This window comes from Mangrovactinospora gilvigrisea, assembly GCF_001879105.1.
In the GTDB taxonomy this organism is placed as follows: Bacteria; Actinomycetota; Actinomycetes; order Streptomycetales; family Streptomycetaceae; genus Mangrovactinospora; species Mangrovactinospora gilvigrisea.
Genome location: NZ_MLCF01000002.1, coordinates 18,932 through 38,203, shown reverse-complemented (window position 1 = coordinate 38,203; position 19,272 = coordinate 18,932). Strand labels below are relative to the sequence as shown.

At 71.1% G+C, this 19,272-nt stretch carries 10 protein-coding genes; 2 read left to right on the top strand and 8 right to left on the bottom strand.

Going from position 1 to position 19,272, the window contains the following annotated elements:
* Positions 1–30 precede the first annotated feature (30 nt).
* The gene (locus BIV57_RS00195; RefSeq protein ID WP_139275328.1) at positions 31–7,056 is read left to right on the top strand and encodes a LamG-like jellyroll fold domain-containing protein; all 7,026 of its coding nucleotides are present in this window, start codon (positions 31–33) and stop codon (positions 7,054–7,056) included.
* Positions 7,057–7,179: 123 nt separating this feature from the next.
* Here BIV57_RS00195 and BIV57_RS00190 read toward each other — a convergent pair whose 3' ends face one another.
* Positions 7,180–7,791, bottom strand: a complete 612-nt coding sequence (locus tag BIV57_RS00190) for a hypothetical protein (RefSeq protein ID WP_139275327.1) — start codon at positions 7,789–7,791, stop codon at positions 7,180–7,182.
* A gap of 383 nt (positions 7,792–8,174) precedes the next feature.
* Positions 8,175–9,626 carry a hypothetical protein gene (locus BIV57_RS00185; protein WP_071654503.1) on the bottom strand — a complete coding sequence of 484 codons (1,452 nt, stop codon included), beginning with the start codon at positions 9,624–9,626 and terminating at the stop codon, positions 8,175–8,177.
* Positions 9,627–10,028: 402 nt separating this feature from the next.
* On the opposite strand from BIV57_RS00185, the gene BIV57_RS00180 reads away from it, so the two are divergent.
* Positions 10,029–10,223 carry a hypothetical protein gene (locus BIV57_RS00180; RefSeq protein ID WP_071654502.1) on the top strand — a complete coding sequence of 65 codons (195 nt, stop codon included), beginning with the start codon at positions 10,029–10,031 and terminating at the stop codon, positions 10,221–10,223.
* A gap of 385 nt (positions 10,224–10,608) precedes the next feature.
* Here the strand turns inward: BIV57_RS00180 and BIV57_RS00175 are convergent, their stop codons facing one another.
* The 6 genes from BIV57_RS00175 to BIV57_RS00150 form a co-directional block, all read right to left on the bottom strand.
* Positions 10,609–11,418 carry a methyltransferase domain-containing protein gene (locus BIV57_RS00175; RefSeq protein ID WP_071654501.1) on the bottom strand — a complete coding sequence of 270 codons (810 nt, stop codon included), beginning with the start codon at positions 11,416–11,418 and terminating at the stop codon, positions 10,609–10,611.
* 264 nt (positions 11,419–11,682) lie between these two features.
* Positions 11,683–12,225, bottom strand: a complete 543-nt coding sequence (locus tag BIV57_RS23720; protein WP_071654500.1) for a hypothetical protein — start codon at positions 12,223–12,225, stop codon at positions 11,683–11,685.
* A 161-nt stretch (positions 12,226–12,386) separates the two neighbouring features.
* The gene (locus BIV57_RS00165; RefSeq protein ID WP_071654499.1) at positions 12,387–12,764 is read right to left on the bottom strand and encodes a fic family toxin-antitoxin system, toxin component; all 378 of its coding nucleotides are present in this window, start codon (positions 12,762–12,764) and stop codon (positions 12,387–12,389) included.
* Positions 12,761–13,051 carry a hypothetical protein gene (locus tag BIV57_RS00160; protein WP_139275326.1) on the bottom strand — a complete coding sequence of 97 codons (291 nt, stop codon included), beginning with the start codon at positions 13,049–13,051 and terminating at the stop codon, positions 12,761–12,763. The genes BIV57_RS00165 and BIV57_RS00160 overlap by 4 nt, the downstream gene beginning before the upstream one ends.
* A 153-nt stretch (positions 13,052–13,204) precedes the next feature.
* Complete coding sequence (locus BIV57_RS00155) at positions 13,205–13,540, bottom strand: hypothetical protein (protein ID WP_071654497.1); 336 nt, start codon at positions 13,538–13,540, stop codon at positions 13,205–13,207.
* 443 nt (positions 13,541–13,983) lie between these two features.
* A complete protein-coding gene (locus tag BIV57_RS00150) occupies positions 13,984–18,936 on the bottom strand; it encodes a LamG-like jellyroll fold domain-containing protein (RefSeq protein ID WP_245797358.1) in 4,953 nt (1,650 codons plus the stop codon).
* Between the last annotated feature and the right edge of the window lie 336 nt (positions 18,937–19,272).

Below are 19,272 nucleotides of genomic sequence, written 5' to 3'. Positions count from 1 at the left end.
CCTCTGCAAACGGTCTCGAACTCGATACCGGTGGACAGGAAATTACTGGAGGGGAACGACTTCATGGCGGTCGAGCGGTCAGCGGTCCCGGGCGCGGCGGAAAGCAACTCCAAGGACCTGCACCTGACGCATCCCGACACCTACCAGCGCTACTCCGAAAAACGCATCCAGCTCGCGGCTGAGGCGACCGCGGGGGAGTGGCAGACGGTCGACTTCCAGTGGCGCCGCTACAACACCGACGCCGAGTCGGGCTGGGTGCAGATCCCGGCTGAGGACCTGGCACCCAGGCCCGCCCAGTGGCCGGCGCCCGTGCTGCCGGCACCGGCCGATGATGGGCCCGGGGCGGCTGCTGGCGGCGTGGTGAGCCCGACCTACGACTGGGACGCGGTGCGCACCGTCCCCACCGACGGTCAGATCCAGGTGCGGGCGCGGTTCTTCACCGACGACGGCTACGATCCGGGGCCGGTCGCGGACGGCCACTGGCCGTTGACCGAAGGAACCGGGACGATCGCCAGCGACGTGATCGGCGGCAACAATGGAGTCCTCAGCGGCTCCGGCGCCAGATGGTCCACCGAGCGCGGCGGATCCATCGCGTTCGACGGCACCGGCGGCCAGGTCCTGACCAACACCACGGCCGTGGACACCACGAGCAGCTTCAGCGTGGCCGCGTGGATCAAGGCATTCGACCACAACGTCGAGTACGACTTCCTGACCCAGCCGGCCACGCACACCTCGGCATTCGCGCTGGCTCTCGGCAGGAGGGGGAAGATCCTCTTCTCCCGCCCTCTGCGGGATGTGCGGGACGAGCCGATGCCGACGGCCGAGTCCCAGGGCCAGGCGCCGTTGAATACCTGGATGCACCTGGCCGGCGTGTACAACGCGGACACCCGTGAGCTGTCGCTGTATCTCGACGGCGTCCACCAGCAGACCGTCGCCTACGACTCCGCCGGGTTCCCCTCCGGCTCGTTGACCCTGGGCCACACCATCGATGGCCTGTGGCCGGCGAAGGGGCTGATCAGCGATGTACGCACCTACCGCTACGCGCTGACGGCCGAGCAGGTCGCCGCTCTCGTCCCGGTGCCCGTCGCCGACGGGCACTGGCCGCTTGCCGAAGGGAGCGGAACAGTCGCCGGCGATACGGTGGGCGGCAACAACGGGACGCTCTCCGGCGGGGCGACCTGGAGCGATGAGCGCGGCGGGGCGGTCGCCTTCGACGGGACGGGCCAGATCGTCACCAATGCCCCGGCGGTCGACACCGCCGGCGCGTTCAGCCTGTCGGCGTGGATCAAGGCGGACACGGGTACCTCCGGCACCCACACCTTTCTGATCCAACCGGGCACCCACGTCTCGGGGTTCTACCTGGAGTACCGGTCCGCGGGGGAGTTCGTGTTCCTGCGGCCGCTGGCGGATCTGGTACCGGGCTCGGTGAGCGTGCGCGGGCCCTTCCAGGCCGGCCGCTGGACGCACGTGGCGGGCGTCTACGACGCGGCCGCCAACACCATGACGCTCTACCTGGACGGTGTCGCCCAGCAGACCGTGGTGTTCACCGGCACCGGGTTCGCCTCCGGGGCGTTGACGATGGGGCACGGCTTCGTCGACGACCAGGTCAACAACTGGGCCCACGGGTCGATCAGCGACGTCCGCGCCTTCCACTACGCCCTGTCCTCCGCCGAGGTCGCCGTCCTTTACGCGTTCCCCGATGCCCGGCCGCCCGAGGCACCGGGCGTCACGGACCCGGCGGAGGTGACCTTGGACCGGTTCGGCTTGGCGGACTCGCACGCCACCACGACGCTTGCTCCCGGTCGACTCAGCCTGCTGACCGGGGCGTTTGAGGTGACCGATCCGGATGTGAGCATCGGCAGCCACGGCGGTGGGCTGGCTCTGTCGCGCACCTTCGTCTCCGCCGATCCCGCAAGCCAGGAGTCGGGGCTGTTCGGCCCGGGGTGGCGCTCGATCATCAAGGTGCCCGGTGCCGGCGCGGACTATCAGGCGCTGACCGACACCGGACCGGGTGCGGTGACGATCCGTGAAGAGGGCGGCAGCATGCTGCCGTTCGTCCAGGAGACCGGGACGATGACGGGACCGGCCACGTACACCGGCGTGTCGGATGCCGCCTCGATGCACCTGAAGCTGTCCTTCGACGGGCAGCGCACCTACACGCTGACCGACCGCGGCGGCAACACCGTCACCTTCGTGCGCCGCTCCGGCGTCGGGCACGGCGGGCCCTCGGTGCCCGCCTACTTCCTGCCGCGCACCGTCACCCTGGCCGCCGCCGACGCGGCCGCCGCGGCGCTGTCCCAGGTCACCTACGACGAAGCCACGGGCTGGCCGACCGAGGTGGACGCCGCCAACCCGGCCGGCGGGCTGTGCAGTCCGGGAAGCTTCATGGCCGGCTGCCGCGCCCTGGTCTTCACCTACCAGGACCTGCCCGCCGGCAGGCGCTGCACCCGGGTGTCCTACAAGCACCAGGACAACGGTTCCGGTGGCGCCGCTCCCGCCCCGATCCTCATCCCGGTCGCCGAGTACGCCTACGACGACGAGCACGGCCGGCTGACCACGGCCACCGACACCCGCACCAGCCTGGCCACCGCCTACACCTACGACGACGGAGGCCGCCTGGAAACCGTGACCCCGCCCGGCGAGGCACCCTGGCACCTGCAGTACACGCCCGACCCGCAAGACCCGGACCATCACGCCCGGTTGACGAAGGTCGTGCGCACCCACAACGCCGAGCACGGCGGCACCTCGGAATCCACTGCCGTCGTCTACGATCTGCCGCTGTCCGGGCCCGGGCTGCCGGACCTGTCCGCCGCCTCGGTGGCCCGCTGGGCGCAAAAGGACGCGCCCACCGACGTCTCGGCGGTCTTCCCGCCCGGCCACAACCCGGCCGGCACCGCTCCGACGGACATCACCCCGGATGAGTTCAGCTGGGCGGACATCGTCGGGATCGATGTCAACGGCCGCGCGGTCAACCATGCCGCCTGGGGCGGCACGGCCGACCCCGACACCGGGGCGGAGATCGAACCCGACTGGCGGATCACCACCACCGAGTACGATGCGCGCGCCCTGGGCAACACCGTGCGCACCCTGAGCGCCAACAACCGCTACCGGGCACTGCGCGAGGACCCCGACGGCACCAGGGGAACCGCAACCCAACTGGACACCCGCCGCTACTACAGCGCGGACGGCAAGGAACTGCTGGACACCTACGGTCCCGCTCACCTGGTGGCCGACTCCCATCCCGGCCCGCCGCCGGCAACCGACCTGACGGGACGGTGGATGCTGAACGAGGGCGGCGGCCGCACTGCCTACGACGCCTCCGGGCTGGGACACCCCGGCACCGTGCACGAAAGCGTCGGTTGGCAGCACGACCCCGTCCGCGGCATCGTCGCCACCTTCCCCGGCTCGGCCGATGCTGCCGTGGTCATCGACGAACCGCTGATCGAGGCAGGACGGGACGTCTCGCTGACCGTGTGGGCCCGCCTGGCGCGCACCGACCGGGACGCCATCGTCGTCGGCCAGGTCGGCCAGCACAACGACCACCTGCGCCTGGGCTACTCGGCCGCGCACAACACCTGGGTGTGGTGCATGACCGATCGCGACGCATCGGAGGCGTCCAGCGCCTGCGCCATCGCCGCCGCCCCCGCGGAGGCCGGCATCTGGACCGGACTGGTGGCAACCTTCCGCGCCGCAACCGGCGAGCTGCACCTGTATGCCGACGGACGCCCGGGCAGCACCGGAGTCCTGACGGCGCCTCAACCGCGCACCGGCAACCGGTTCGAGATCGGCGGGCCCGGCTATGCGGGCGCGGGCTTCGCAGGCGAGATCAGCGACGCCCGCATCTACGACCGCGAGCTGAACCCCGGCGAGATCCCCCTGCTGCCCGCCGCCCCAGCCACCGGACAACCAGGCGTATGGGCGCGGGAGCACGCCCACACCGCCTACGACACCGGCACCGAGGAAGGCCACCCCACAGGCGGCAGCCTCCACCTGCCGCTTCGCACCAGCAAGGACGCGGTGGCCGCCAACCTCACTCCGCCCACCGGCTGGTGGCGACTGAACGACGGACACGACCACACCGCCCCCGACACCCTCGGCACCAACACCGCCACCACCTCCCCGCAGGGCGTGACCTGGTCCACCGACCACGGCGGCTGCGCCGTCCTGGACGGAAAGACGGGCCACATCACCACCCTTGGCCCAGCAATCACAACCAGCGGCTCCTACTCCGTAGCCGCCTGGGTGAAAACCAACACCGCCGACCCCCAAAACAGCTACCAGACCGTCCTGGCCCAACCCGATACCGCCACCTCCAGCGTCTTTGTGCTCCGCTACGCCAAAGACACCGACCGCTGGCAGTTCGGCCCCCCGACCGGCGAACACGCGGTCTCCCCGCACCCGGCCCTCACCGACACCTGGACCCACCTGACCGGCGTCTACGACACCGCCACCGCGACAGTCGCGCTGTACGTCAACGGCGCCCACGCCGGCAGCGCCCCGGCGCCGGCCCGCAGTGAGTCGACCAGCGCCATGGAGATCGGACGCGGCTTCCTCGACGACGCGTTCACCGACTACTTCCACGGGTCGGTCGCCGACGTCCGCGCCTACGACCGCGCCCTGACAGACGCGGAGATCGCCGCGCTCCCGGACGCCGACGGCGGAATCGGCCTCCCGGCGATCGGCGACCGCCAGGACAGCACCCGCATCTACACCCTGGGCACCGATCACTCCGGCTGGGCGCTGCGCACCCCGCTGGTGGCCACCTTCGACCCCGACGGACTGCGCCTGGCCACCACAACCACCTACAGCCCCAGCGGGCAGCTCGCCGCCGCCACGATGCCCGCGGCCAACGCCGTCGAACCGGTCGCCGATTCGCACGACCCGCGCACCACGCGCAGCAGCTACTACGGGGACGCAGACAGCACCGACCCCGACACCGCCAACCACCCCGCCTGGGGCGGCCTGCCCTGCAAGGTCTTCCGATCCGGGCAACCCAATGTCCCCGGGTTGCCCGACCTGCCCACCCACCACACCACGGCCTACACCGTCTGGGGCGCTCCCACCGAGGTCACCGACACCGTCACCGACGCCGCCGGCCGCGCCCAGCACCGCACCGCCACCACCACCTACGACCCGCAGACCTGGCGGATGACCCAGGTCACCACTACCGCCACCCTCGGCACGGCCCTGCCGGCAGTCACCACCCGCTACGACGAGGCCACCGGGCAGGTCACCGCGACCTCCACCACCGTCGACAAGGTCACCCGCACCATCACCCGGGCCTACGACGACTTCGGACGCCGCACCACCTACACCGACGCCGACGGCGCCACCACCGCCACCACCTACGACGCCGACGGACACGTGGCCTCGGTCACCGACCCACAGGGGACCCGCACCCAGACCTGGTCCAGCCAGGCCGAGCACCGCGCGTTGTGCACCCGCATCACCGACACCGGCATCGACGGTGCGTTCGCCGGCGCCTACGACCCCGACGGCAACCTCACCACCCAGACCTACCCCGGCGGCCTGACCTCCACCGCACTGACCGATGCGGCCGGACGCCTCATGCGGCTGGTCTACCACCGCGACGGCACCGTGCTGCTGGTCTTCACCCGCTCCTACGACGGCTTCGGCAAGGTCTGCGAAACCGCCTCCCGCGACTCGCGCCAGCTGTACCGCTACGACCACGCCGGCCGTCTGCAGACCGTCCTGGACACCGACACCACCAGCCCGGAACCCAAGACCATGGCCCGCACCTACAGCTTCGACGCCAACTCCAACCGCACCGCCCTGACCACCGCTGCCCCGGGCGCCAACGGCCAGGCCTCCACCACCTCCGCCAGCACCCAGCACACCTACGACACCGCCGACCGACTCCAGCCGCAAGGCTCCGACGCGGGCCTGGCCTACGACGCCTTCGGCCGCATCACCCTGCTGCCCGCCGCCGACTCCCCGACCGCCGGAAGCCCCGGCGCCGCCGACACCGTCCTCGGCTTCTACCTCAACGACCTGGTCCACCTCCAGCGGCAAGCCGGCCGCACCATCGCCAACACCCTGGACCCCGCCCACCGCCCGGCCCACCGCACCGACACGGCAAACCCCGGACGCACCCAGATCAACCACTACCCGGGCACCAGCGACTCCCCCAGCTGGGTGGAGGAACTGGACGGCACCACCACCCGCAACCTCACCGACCTGACCGGCAGCCTGGCCCTGACCGCCTCCAGCAGCGGACACCTGCTGCTCCACCTCGCCTCCCCGCACGGCGACACCACCGCCACCGCGGCCCCGGACTCAGACGAGCTGATCACCTATACCGAAACCACCGAGTACGGGCTGCCCCGCACCCCCACCACGCAGCCCGAGCGGTACGGCTGGCTCGGCGCCCACCAGCGCCAAACCGACACCCCCACCGGCCTGCTGCTGATGGGCGCACGGTTGTACAACCCGGCCCAGGGCCGCTTCCTGCAGACCGATCCCAGGCCCAACGGCACCACCGGCACCTACATCTACTGCGACGGCGACCCGGTCAACAGCCTCGACCTGAACGGACAGTTCAGCCTCGGCGGCCTGTGGCACGACGTCGAACACATCGCCTCCGACGTCACCAAGTACGCCAAGGCCGCAGCGCCGTTCTTGGACGTCCTCGCGCTCGCCACTGCGGAGATCCCGGTCCTCGATGCCGTCACCGGCGCGGCCGCGCTGACGGTGGACATCATCTCCGCCGCCGACGATGTCCATCAGGCACTGAAGAAGAAGAACCGGTCGAACCCCGCAACGTATGTCGGCCTGGCCCTCGACGCCTTGGGCTTCGTCGCAGGCCACGAGGACAGCGCGAGCGGCAAACAGCTGATGAAGGCGGAGAAGGAGCTGCAGAACCTGTTCTCGGCCACGCGGCGATCCCCCCGGGGCGCTCAGATCCTCGCCGCCAGGAGGCTGGAACAGGAAATCGCCCACCTAAGCCACCGACACGTCAACTGGAAGGCGTTCGACGTAGCAGCGACAGCGGCCGGCTTGTCCTGGGGCCTCATCCAGACGATCGAGGGCCACTGACGGCGGGTGGGCGCCGCTGTCGGAGGCCCGAGAGCGGCGACCACCCGAAACTCGGCGCGCGAAGGCGCCCGACATGGCGAACCGCGCCCTGAAGCTGGACCGATCTGCCAGCGACACAAGGACTCAATGTGCATTCTTCGGCTGCCCGGAGCGGGCCGTGACCTCGCACTCGGTCGCTGTTGTGAGGATGCCCCAGCGCGGTCGCGGCGGCTTGTGTGCGAACCGGCGTCGGCGGTGTTCCCAGTGCACCCCCGCGGCGGCCACTCGAGCCTCCCTGGCCAGCTCGGCGTCATCCAGGTGCGCTGCCCGCCTCGCCCGGCCCTTGATCTGCGCACCAATGACCTGGTCGATCCATGAGTGCAGCTGTTGCTGCATGTCCGTGGCACGTCTTCCACCGGGGCCGTCGCTCGCGAAGCTGTACCGGTTTCCGATGGGAACACTTACCGCTGTGATACGGGATCGGCGCAGCCGGCCGCGGCGGCCACACCAGTACAACCTCCCGGCCTCGACGCCCAGGACATCGCGGATCGGGACGCGGCGGGTCCACAGGTAATTCCTGATCACCACGGACCCGTCGGTGCTGTAGACGGCCGCCCGGGAGACCCGGATCCCCAGCACGAGCCCTGCCAGGACCGCGCAAAAGCCCCCGATCACCACCACAAGGACGCTGCCGTGCTGTCGCGCCAGCTCGATGGTCGGCAGCACGGCCACCACGAGCCCCACGGCCGCCGCCACGGTGTACCGGGTGGCCGCTGACCGTTCCAACCACAGCGGTGGCGTACTCACTGCTGGCCTCGTGCACGTGGGGCCAAGATCGCCGACCTCCGAGCTGAAGACTCATCCCACGGCACTGCAAAGAAAGAAGGCTCTGGGGCGATGGAGTGAGCACCGTCCGCACCAGGTGAGGAAAAAGGAGAGGGAGAGGCCAGCGCGAGGTCGAACATCCGCTTATCGTGCGCAGTAGAAGAATTGAAGTCAATTCCGCCCGCCGCTTGAGGCCCAAGCGCTCGGACTGGGCATGCCTTGTGGACATCCAGGACGTGCGACTGCTCTCCGCCAGCCCGGAGCGCATAGCTTGGCCCACGGATGGGTATTTCGCTCGACCTGGTTGGTGACCCCTATCGTCCTGCCCTGTCATGGCAGTCGGCGGTCTTGGTGCGCTCGGCGAAGCGACAGGCGTGGAAGACCCGCACGTGAGCGCCGAGGACGCGTGTGACACTCTGCTGCGCATAGTCGTTGGCTGTGAGCGCTGTGTAGATCGGACGGTCGGCGGCCGGGTTGCGCCAGCGGGGATCCATGTCGATGACCAGCACCCGGCGATAGCGGTGCCACACGGGTTGGAGCCGGGAGATGGGCCGTGAATACCCGGTGAGTGTGTCGGATCGGGCCGGCGACACTGCGAGCTGGACGTCCGCAAGGTGCGCGAAGGCCTGGGGGTAGTCCAGCTCGGCGAGCCGCATCCGGTCGGAGATGAACAGCGCAGCGTCACCGCGCTGCGCCTGCCGTGCGACGGTCGCGGCGACGGCGCGCACGTCGACGTCGCGGTAATCGGGCACCCGCACGCCCGCCTGCTGGGGCACGTGCAGCGCCACGATCGCGGCGCCGATTGCAGCCAGCGGAAGCGCCGAGGGCAGGCGGACGCCGGGTAGGTGCTGGAGTCCCGCTTGGATGCGCTCGGCCCCGCCGACGGCTCCGGCGCCCACCAGCAGAGCCAGTCCGGGCAGCGCGAGCAGGACGTACCGAAGTTGGTAGACCGGCGTCAGCCAGGAGGCCGCAAGCAGCAGCGCGGGTGGCAGCAGGCACCAGTTGAGGGCCACTGCTCGCAAAGACAGCGCGCCTGGGCGCCGATGCGGTGCCAGGGTCGTTCCCACGGCCGCACACCCGAGGGTGAAGATGAGAGCCGGACGGCCGGCGCCGGCGAAGGCGGAAGTCAGGTGAGCGATGTCCGCCCAGGACGGCGGGTGGATCCAGCCGACCTGGGCCGCTTCGGCCTGGCTGAGGAGGATCAGCGGAAGGGCGACGGCGACGGTCGTCGCGGCCGTGATGAGCCAGGGCCGCCAGACACGCCGTCCTGCACGGGAGGAGGCCAGCGCCGCGGCCATGACCGCGAGGATCGTGATCGAGAAGATGTGGAGGGTGACCGTCGCGCAGGTCGCCGCGGCCAGCGCGCCCCACCGTCCGGTGCTGTGCGGCCGCTCCACCGCACGGCACAGCAGCAGGACCGCGACTACGGCGCCGGCGGTGACCAGGGCGTAGGAGCGGGCTTCCTGCCCGTAGCCGGTCGCCAGGGGCGAGGCGGCATACGCCAGGCCGGCCGCCAGGCCGATCCGTCGACTGCCGAGCCGGCTGCCGATGGCTGCCGTTCCCGCGGTGGCTGCGACCAGGGCCGCGACGGACACGGCGCGCATCAGCAGCATCGTGCTCTCCACCTCGCCGAGTGTCCCTGTGGCCAGGGCGAGGGTGCGCATTGCGAGGTAGTAGGCGCCGTGGACGGCGTCGACGGTGCCCAGCATGCCCCACAGTTCGCGGTAGGAGCGGTGGATCGATGCATAGGTGTAGCTCTCGTCCATCCACGGGCCGCATCGGCCCAGATTCCATAGCCCGAGTGCCAGAGCGAGCGCAGCGGGGATCGCCGTGTTCCAGGGCCTGGAGCGATGCGGTCGTGGCAGAGCGGTTCGCGGACGGCGGTCCGGACCGAGTGTTGCCGTGGGGGTTGATGGGGGTTCCAGCACCCTTGGTCAACGCGCGAGGTAGGCGAAATGTAACGAATACTCGAAAAGTCATCTATGCGGGAGGCGACCGAGTCCGCCGGCCCTTCGGGGAGCCTCGGCCCGTCTGGGATCTTCAACCAGCCGTGATCCAGTCGGTCCTTCTGTTCGCTGGGCTGCAGACGCATCAGGAGGACGCCGAGCCCACTGATCGGACAACTCGGGACCGCAGCTCGGCCGGGATGGCCGTGAGGCTGCAGGCGTTTGAGCCTGGACGGCTGCCGCGAACCGGTCCGGCGCGCCGAGCAGTTGCTCGCCGAGGTGCGGCACGCCACCGGCACCCGCCACCATCCCGACGACGCGTGGCCCGAGTCGGCCGTAGTCGACGTCCACCATGCCGACCTGATCGACCAGCAGCCGTTCCACCGGTACGTGCGGATTGAGAGGATGCGGCCGTAGCGGCTGTCGCGGCGGCCTCCCGGCCTGGCATCCGAGCGGGGCGCGGCCGCGGCCCCCGGGGTGCACAACGTGGGGCCGCGTCCGCGCGGAACGGGGAGTCCCGTCCCGTCCGTGATCTCCAACTCCAGCCCGTGCGGAACCGTCACGCCATGCCACGCGAACGAGGCGCTCCGCTCCCGCGGTCGGTTCGTGGCGGATCCGGGGCGGCTGCGGTCCCACCCGGGGTTGCACGCCAGTGGGACCGCGGCCGCCCCGGATCGGCAATTGCCTTTCCGTCGCGGCCTGTCCAACCGCCGGCAGCGGGGAACCGTCACGCCGCTTCAGGCGAACGAGGCGTTCCACCGGCTCCGGGGCCCGGGAAGCCCCCTCCCTCCGCGGGGGCTGTTCAGCGGCGCAGGTCGGCTTTGCGCCGTCCGAGGGTGAGCTGGCCGACGAAGGTGGCCGTGATCGGGTGGCCGCCGCGCGCCTGCAGCCGGTGGTGCACCCGCTCTAGCAGCTCGGCCGAGCGGTCCGCGCCGAGGCTGCGGATGCCGGACTGAGAGGCGAGGTTGGCCAGGTAGTCCTCGGGCCGGTAGGTGCGGGCGAAGGGGTAGCGCGCAGCGACCACTTCGTAGAAGTGCTCTTCGGCTTCGGGCGGCAGGTGCCAGGGCCCGATCGCCTCGGGAGTGAGCATCTGACCCCCTTCGCCGCCAACAGCCCGGTAGTCGTCGGGGACTTCGAACCAGAAGGAGTCGGCGTCGGCCGGCCGCGCCCAGTGGCAGGTGCCGACGGCCAGGAGGCCGCCGGGGGGCAGGAGGGCGGCGGGTTTGGCGTAGCGCAGGTGGGGGTCGATCCAGTGCAGGCAGTTGAAGGCGGCGACCGCAGCGAACGGAGCGGCCTCTGCGGGCTCGAAGTCCTCGAACGCGGAGGTCACCACGGCGGCGGAAGAGAAGGGAGCCAGTCGGCGCCGTGCCAGGGCGGCCAGGTCGGCGCCCAGTTCGACGGCGGTGACAGCCAGCCCGCGCTGCGCCATGGGGACGCTCGCCTGCCCGGTGCCGCAGCCGATCTCGACGACGCGGTCGCCGGGGGACAGGCTCCCCGCGTCCATCAGGTCGTCGAACAGCTGCGGCGGGCACACCGGCCGACTCCGCTCGTACGCCTCCGCCGTCTCGTCGAACCCTGTGCGCAACCGCCGGCGCTGCCCGTCGTCGTCCATGCCGGCCATCCTTGCATCGCGGACCGATGGGGCCAGCGGTCTTCGGGATCCGGCTTGACCGCAGACGGCCCGAACCGCACGGCGGCCCCACCGGCACCGAGCAATGCCACCGTGCCGGCGACGGATCCCGGCGCCGCGGCAGGGCGTTCATCCTTGTGAGGGCCCGCACGCACGCCGTCCAGCTCCGCGCCCGCGCCGTGCAGGCCGCCTGCGCCGGCGGGCGTACCCGGTGGTCTCGATAACGCCGTTGCCCCGGCGGCGTGTTCATCGGGGGAGGGGGCGGCCGAGGTCGGCGAGCAGGCCGTCGGGGAGGCCGGAGCGCAGCAGGTGGTGGAGGAACGGCGGTTCCTGCAGCAGGCTGCGACCCAGGAGGGGGTGGGGCCACATGGCGGGGTCGGCGAAGGGCAGGCCGAGGAAGGCGGTGCCCGGCTCGTGGGGCCAGGTGGGGTCCAGGGCGGATCCGTCGGGGGTGGCGGCCCAGGCGTGCGGGGTGTGCAGGGCCTGGCCGGCGGCGATCGGGGCGCTGCCGTAGCCCTCGGCGTAGGTCAGCTGCAGGTCGGGGTGGTCGGTGGCCAGCTGGGCGGCGTTGGTGAAGCACCAGCCGGGGTCCAGCTGCTCGGTGCCGTCGGGCAGCGGGGCGGGGGTGAACAGGCGGCCTTCGCGCAGCAGCAGGTCGAACTGGCTGGTGTAGACCCAGCGTTCCTCGACGGCGCGCGCGGGCGGGCCGAGGGCGTCGGCTGTCTGGCGCAGGTAGGAGACCAGCTGCTCCTCGGCCCGGGTCAGGGATGCCGGTTGCTCGGTCGTCACGAGGCCTCCGTTTGATGGCCGACCGGCATCGACCGGTCCGGCGGCCCGGCCCCGCGACCGGGCCCGGGTTGCTGTGCGACCGCGGGGGTGAGGACTCGACGTCAGCCTCGGTGCCCATGCGGTAGTGCCGGCCGTGCCGTCCGGCTTTTTGCGGGGCACGGCTAGGTGGTGCGGGTCCAGGTGCGCAGGGTGTGGGCGATCTGGCGGACGCCGAGCGTTCCGCCGTGGGCCTGCTGCACCAGGCGGACCGCCTCCTCGGGCCGGTAGTCCAGACGGTGGCCGTTGACGGCGAGGAAGGCTGCGGCCGCGGCCCAGGCGTAGCGCAGGTTGGAATGCTCCAGGCACCAGACGCGGGCCAGCTCGTGCAGCAGCGCCGCGGCCTTGAGGTGGTCCGAGGCGTACACGTCCTGCCCCATGGCGTGCGCCGCATGGCGTCCGCACGCCCCGAACAGCACGCCGAGCTCGTCGACGGACGGATCGTCGGGCAGCGTCTCGGCCAGCCGCAGCAGCCACTGCACGTCGGCCAGGTGTGCGGTCACGCCGCGGCGCCCGGGTCCTTCGCCAGCGCCTGGGCGGCGCGCTGCTCGGCGGCCCGCAGGTGCGGGGTGCCGGCGCGGTCCTCGGGCGCGAGGTGGTCGAAGGCATCGCCGGTGAAATCGAGCGCCGCCAGCCCTGCGGCGGCGAACTGCTCGGGCAGCTGGTCGGCCACCCCGAGGGCGGCGTCGTGGATGAAGGCGCGCACGCTGACGCCCTTGTCGTGGGCGGCGCGCTTGACGCGCTCCAGCTCTGCGGGATCGAAGGGGATGTTCATTGCCTTGTCCGCCATGGCACCGATGGTACTGCCGGTACCTGCCTGTGGGAGGCGGATCCGGGCAACCGGCTCTGGACGGCTCCTGGTGCCAGGCTCGGGCGGGGTGCGGCGGCGCGTTCCGGTGCGGGGGCTGGAGGGCGTGCGGTGCGCCGCGAGCCGGCCGGCGGGTCAGTGCCTCCAGTCGCCGCGGTGGGTGTGGCGGTGCATGTGTGCGCGCAGTTGGGCCAGGGCGATGGCCTCGCGTGCGGAGCGGCCGTAGCGGTCGGCGAGCCAGGCGGTGAGGGCGGCCAGGGCCAGGAAGCCGAGGTCGGGGCGGTGGTGGTGGGCCAGGCCGTCGATGCCGGCCGCGGCGAACAGCAGGGCGGCGGCCAGGTCGATGGCCTGGATGCCGCGGGCGGCCTGCCAGGGCCAGCGGCCGGTGCCGATGCGGCGGTTGGCGGCGCGCCCGAGCAGGAGGAAGGCGAGCAGCAGGGCGGCGCCGGAGGCGGCGAGGGCGGGTATCACGAGCAAAATCCTTGCATAGGACATCTATTTGGGTACGGCGGGGCGGTCAGTTTCATCGGCGCAGTGGTGGTGGCGTGGTGCGGTGCGGCGGTGGGGCCGATCGCGGGAGCCGGCGGCGCCGGTGGGCGGTCCTCGGCCCGGTGCACCTGGATGTCCGCCGGCGGCCCGGGCGGGGTGCGGCCAAGGCGGCGCGCGCGGGTGAGTCCATGGTGCGCCGCGGGCGGCGTGGGGGGCCGGGTTCCGGCTGGCCGCCTGCGGTCGGTGGCCGCAGGCGGCCACCGCGGTGGCCTGCGACCTGGGTCTTTCGTGTCACCGGCGGCCGGTTGAGCGGGGGGCACGCCTGTTCGCTCCATGATGCGGGGGAGCGGGATGCAGGGAGTCGGTGGGGCGGGGGTGCCCGGCCGGGCCGCGGTGGCGGGACGGCCGGACACCCCGGGGGCGGGCTAGTTGATCTGCTGGTCGAGGGCTTGGACCTGGGTGGGGGCCAGGGTGTAGTTCCAGGTCTGGACGTCGCTGATCTGGCCGGGGAAGTAGTCGGTGGGGTTGGCGTCGTACTGGCCGCGGCCGAGGGCGAAGGGTCCGCCGGAGGTGAAGGGGGTGACCTGGTTGGCCACGCCCTGAAGGGTGCCGTTGACGTAGAGGTAGGCGGTCTGGGTGGTGGCGTTGTAGGTGGCGACCAGGTGGGTCCAGGTGCCGGCGGTCACGCCGGTGGCGGTGGCGTTGGCGAACTGGGCGTTGCTGGTGTCGGTCTGGGCGAGGGCGAAGTCCCATTCGGGGCTGCCGTTTTGGGCGTAGTTGTACTGCAGGTCGAAGGCGCTGTTGGTGGTGGCGTCCTGGCTGGCGATGGTGGCGTTGTGGGTGGGCAGGCTGGCGGGGTCGACCCAGGCGGAGAGGGAGAAGCTGCGGGTGGTGTCCAGGACGGGGCCGGCGCTTTCGGCGGCGCCTGTTTGTCCGTCGAAGGCCAGGGTCTGGCCGCGGGTGGTATCGCTCGTCCAGGTGGTGGTGCCGGACAGGGTCAGCGGGTTGGCGCCGACGGTGGCGTCGTCGGATCCGTAGGGGGTGCCTTGGGGGGCGGTGTCGGTGGCGGTGGTGAAGCCGGCTCCGTCGTCGAGGTTCCAGGTGTCGTGCGGGGCGAGCAGCAGGTTGGTCTCGGCGCCGAAGGCGGGGTCGGTGAGGTTGGCGTGGTCGCCGGTGTCCGCATTCGTGTGGAGTTTCTCCGCACCGCTGGTGGCATCGGTGACGGCGACGGTGGAATCAAGGTCGACGAAGTAGGACGGGACCGGGTCGAAGGGGGTGCCGAGGCTGTCGTCGGCGAGGAAGGCGTTGACGTCTTGGCGGTTGGCGTCCACGGCGGCGCTGCAGGGGTCGTTGGCCGACGCGCCGTCGCCGGCATAGCCCTGGCAGGGGGTCAGCGAGGCGTAGGTGGCGCTGATGTTCCAGCCCTTGAGCTGCTGGCTGAGGGCGGCGTAGGCGTTGCCGTCCAGGGCGCCGGGGTCGGCGCCGCCGAGCAGGTCCTCCAGGCCCTCGTTGACGATGACGCTGGAGATGCCGGGCTGGTCCAGGATGTCGCGGTCGATCCGGGACAGGGCGGAGGGGCCGCCGATGGCCGAGCCGTTCAGAGTCTGGGGGTTGTCGGTGGCCAGGTTGTTGGCCTCGATGCCCTCGGCGAGGGTGCCATACGGGTGGGGGGTGGTGGGTTCGGCGGCGGCCAGGGCTTCAGGGATGCGGTGGCCCCACAACACGGCCTTGGAATTGGGCTGGGCGGGGTCGATGAGTCCGTCGCCGAGGACGGCCTGGGTGGGGGTGCCGGCGCTGGTGACGTCCAGGCCGGTCAAAAGGTTGGTGTACCAGCCCTGGTAGGTGCCGCTGCCGGTGAAGGGGGTGCCGGTGGTGTCGGTGGTCTTGTCCCCGGATCCGGCGGCGCTGACGTATTCGTAGGCGCTGTCGGCGTAGGTGTGCTCCACCAGGTAGGGGGTGGAGCTGGCCAGTTGGTAGGAGAGCAGCAGGTAACGGTTGGCGGTGACGGGGAAGGAGATCGGGTCGCTGTAGACCGATCCGCCGGCGGGGATGGTCACCGCACTGCTGCCGCCGAACGTGAGCCCGGTGGGGGTGGCGGTGGGTTGGTCGGTGGGGGTGCCTTGGCTTTCGTTCATCACATCGGTGGCCACGGTGGCGTGGCCGATGCTCAGTTTGCTGGTGGCCAGGGCGTTGTCGAGCTTGACGCGCATCGTCGTCCCCGACAGCGTCGGCTTGAGGGCGATGCGGAAGGTCTGGTTGGAGAAGTTGCTGCCCTGGAAGTTGAAGCTGCCCTCGGTGGGATCGGCCCAGCTGCCGGTCCAGCTGGTGCCGCTGGCGGTGGCGGCCGAGGAGCCGTCGGCCTTGGGGGTGGCGGTGGTGGTGTTGCGGGTGCCCATGGAGAAGATGTGCAGCGCCTGCGATTCGGCCGAGGTGCTGTTGCCGACGTCCGGCAGCGTCACCGAGGCGATGGTCTTGGAGGAGTCGATGGGCACCGAGAAGGCGTAGAGCATGTGCGGTTTGGTTTCCTGCCCGCTGGTGTTGTTGCGGTGCGGGAGGGTGAGGGCGGCCAGCGACTGCTCGGGCACGGTCCAGCCCGGGACGGTCAAGTAGTACGGCGCGGTGCTGCCGTCGGTATAGGTGATGACGCCTGTGGAGGGGCAGTAGGCATTGGCGTCCGGTCCGGAGAAGCAGTAGGAGCTGGCCACCCAGGTGCCTGCGGGCACATAGGGGGCGGTGTAGTCGCCGTCGATGGCGCCGGGCGTGGTGCTGAGGTTGGACCAGGTGGAGGTGGCCAGGAAGGTCAGGGCCGAGCCGGACCCGGTGAAGTTGACGGTCTGGTTGTGGGCCAGAACGTTGTCGGCCTGGCCGGAGCCGAAGGCCGGCAGGGTGAAGGTGGTGCCGTTGATGGTCGCCTTGCCGCCGCTTGCCCAGCCGGCGCCTGCCAGGTCGGTGGCGGAGAAGCTGTCGCCGCTGCCGTCCAGGTCGGCCTTGCTGGGATCGGAATCGGGGCTGATACCGGTGTTGTCGTAGCAGCTCGCCAGGCTCGAGCAGGTCGTGCTTGCGTCGCCGGCGGCGACGAACCGGTAGGCGCTGGTGCCGGAGATATCCCCGGCGTCGTCCACCGCGTAGACCCAGACGGTGTGTGGCCCAGGCGACGGCGGGGTCTCGTACATGGCTCCGGCGTTGCCGCTGGCGAGGGTGACGTCGGCGTTGGGCGGGTTGGTGGTGGGCGGGGGGACGTCGAGGGAGAAGACGAACTCCTGCACGCGGGTGGTGCCGCTGGACTGGGCCGCGAAGTAGCCCTCGGTGCCGGCCGCGGCCCCCACGGCGCCTCCGTTGTCCGCGTCCGGGTACTTGCTGTCGTAGGAGCTGACGACCGGGGCGTCGGGGGCGGTGGGTTCGGCGGTGAAGTGGCAGGTGGGGGACTGGCCGTAGGAGGTGGTGGCCTGCCCGTCGGTGATCTCGAGGTTCCAGTCCACGGTCTGACCGTTGGTCAGGGAGGAGACGAAGCTGGCGGGCAGGGAGTAGGTGGCGTACGAGCCGCTGGCCAGGTTGTCGCCGCTGGTGCCGGTGTGCATCGTGGTGGTGCCGTCGATCCAGTACTGGAAGGTGGCCTGCAGCTTGTCGCCGTCCTTGTCGCTGACCTTGGCTTTGAGCACCGGCGGGGTGCTGGCGAGGGTCTTGCCCATGAACGGGTAGTCGCCGGAGGTCACGCAGGCGGCGTTGTCCGCTCCCGAGACCGCCGCCATCGTCGAGGAGGTGGGGGCGTTGGGGGTGTGGTTGTAGAACACCTCCAACGCGGGGTTGTCGGCAAAGCGGGCGAAGCCGGAGTCGTCGTGGCTGGACTCCAGGGAGTCCTCCGAGAGGGTGGCGGTGAACGTGGAGGCGTTCTCGGCGGCGTTGTGGGCGATCGGGCTGGTCACGCTCAGCCCGTGGCTGACCGTGCCGTTGCCCGAGCAGTAGGTGGGGTTGTAGGAGGGGCCGTAGGAGGCGGAGGTGGAGTAGCTGAGGTAGCCGGGCCGGTTGCTCCAGTCGGTGTTGGAGTGCAGGCCCCCGGACCAGTGCAGGTTGACGGTGTGGCTGCCGGAGCAGCCGGCGGTGTAGACCTCGCTGGCCTCCACGGTGGCGCTGTTGATGTGCGCGCCGTAGAGGGTGGAGGACAGGTTCCACTGGTAGACCGCGTGCTCCCGGCCGGTGTAGCAGTAGCCCTCCGGCCAGCCGTTGTAGCCCACCCCGAGCCGTCCGCCGTCGGCCAAGTCGCTGGTGCTGTTGTAGAAGGAGTTGCCGGGGCAGCCCTGCTTGACCTCGTCGAACGCGGGCGCGGACGGGTCGTAGGGATGCCAGTTGAACGTGGGGTCCACATACAGCGGGAACCGGGTCGAGGAGGCGGCCAGCAGCTTCGCGTTCGGGACGAGCGTGAGGGTATGGGCCGTCACCTTCGCGGCGACAGGGGCCAGATGGGCCGCGAGGCCGGGGTGGCCCGCATCGGAGGGGTCGGCGGCCACCTTCGCGGCGGAGGCCTTCTTGGCGGGGGTGGGCAGGGTGGTGTTGGAGTCCCACATCATCGGCGTGGGCGCGTCCATGATCTCCCGTCCCCGGTGGTCCAGGACGGCGAGGCTGCCGCCGCGGCTCGCGACCTGCGTGCCGCCGGAGACCGTGGTCGCCAGCCGGAGGTGTGCCAGGCCCGGGTCGTGGGCGGCCTTGGCCGAGGTGACCACGAGGGTGTCGGTGAATCCGCCGGAGGCGGTGGCGGCGACGACCAGGTTCACCCCCGGCAGCACCGCCGTGTAGGTCAGCCGGGCTCCGGAAACCGTCGGCTTGGGAAGCTTCGTCGGCCAGCCGATGGCCATGCCGGTCGTCCCGTAGCGGGTGGTGACCAGCGGACCGGTGCCGCCGGGGGAGAAGCGGACCGTGCCGTAGGCGGTGGCGGCCGGCGCCCAGCTGCCGTCGGCCGTGCGGTGCAGGCGGGTGTCGACCGGCTTCCACGATCCGTGCTGCTTGGTGCGGACCGGCTCGGGGTTGGCCCTCAACTCAAAGCCCCCGCCGGGCTGGGCGAGAACCTGCTGGACCGGGCTGGTCAGGTCGGCAACCGCGGTCGCCTTCCCGGTGGCGCGGGCGGTGGCCAACGCCTTGTCCATCGCGGCCTGCTGAGCGGCCGTCGGGCCGTAGCCGTTCGCCAGCGCCGCGGCGCTGGCCTTCGCAGAGGGACTGGCGCTTGAGCCGGATGCGCCGGCTTCGGCGGCGCCGGTGGAGTAGTGGGCCTGGGTGCCCGAGGGCGGGTCACCGACCGCAGCCCGGGCGGCGGTTGCCGGCGCGAGCAGGGCGATGAGCACGGCGATGACGCCGGTGATCGCAGTCGTTGCGGCTCTCGCGCCCATGCGCGCACGCCGGTTCATCGGATGGTGCCCCCCTCGTGGACTGGCCGGTGCATCCGGTCGGCGACGACGGTAAGAGCCTGATGCAGTCGAACACCAGGGGGAAAGTGGTGACGGAGGTGAGAATTCCGCCCTGTTGGGTTGGATTTCCACTCATGTGCCTGTGTAAAGGTTTGACCGACCATGCAAAGGTTTCCCCACGAAACTTCTTCACGCGGGGTCAGTGATCGTGCGGTGGCTGTAGTTTCCGCTCGGCTCGTGTGTTCGAACATCGATCGCACTGTTGAGTGGGGGCGCTGTGTCTGCAGGGAACGGCTCGGGAACCATGCACGTCTCGCC

Coding starts and splice junctions, on each gene's coding strand:
- BIV57_RS00160 (WP_139275326.1), bottom strand. CDS start 13,051: ATGGCGGACAAGGCAATGAACATCCCCTTCGATCCCGCAGAGCTGGAG.
- BIV57_RS00185 (WP_071654503.1), bottom strand. CDS start 9,626: ATGGACGAGAGCTACACCTATGCATCGATCCACCGCTCCTACCGCGAA.
- BIV57_RS00175 (WP_071654501.1), bottom strand. CDS start 11,418: ATGGACGACGACGGGCAGCGCCGGCGGTTGCGCACAGGGTTCGACGAG.
- BIV57_RS00150 (WP_245797358.1), bottom strand. CDS start 18,936: ATGGGCGCGAGAGCCGCAACGACTGCGATCACCGGCGTCATCGCCGTG.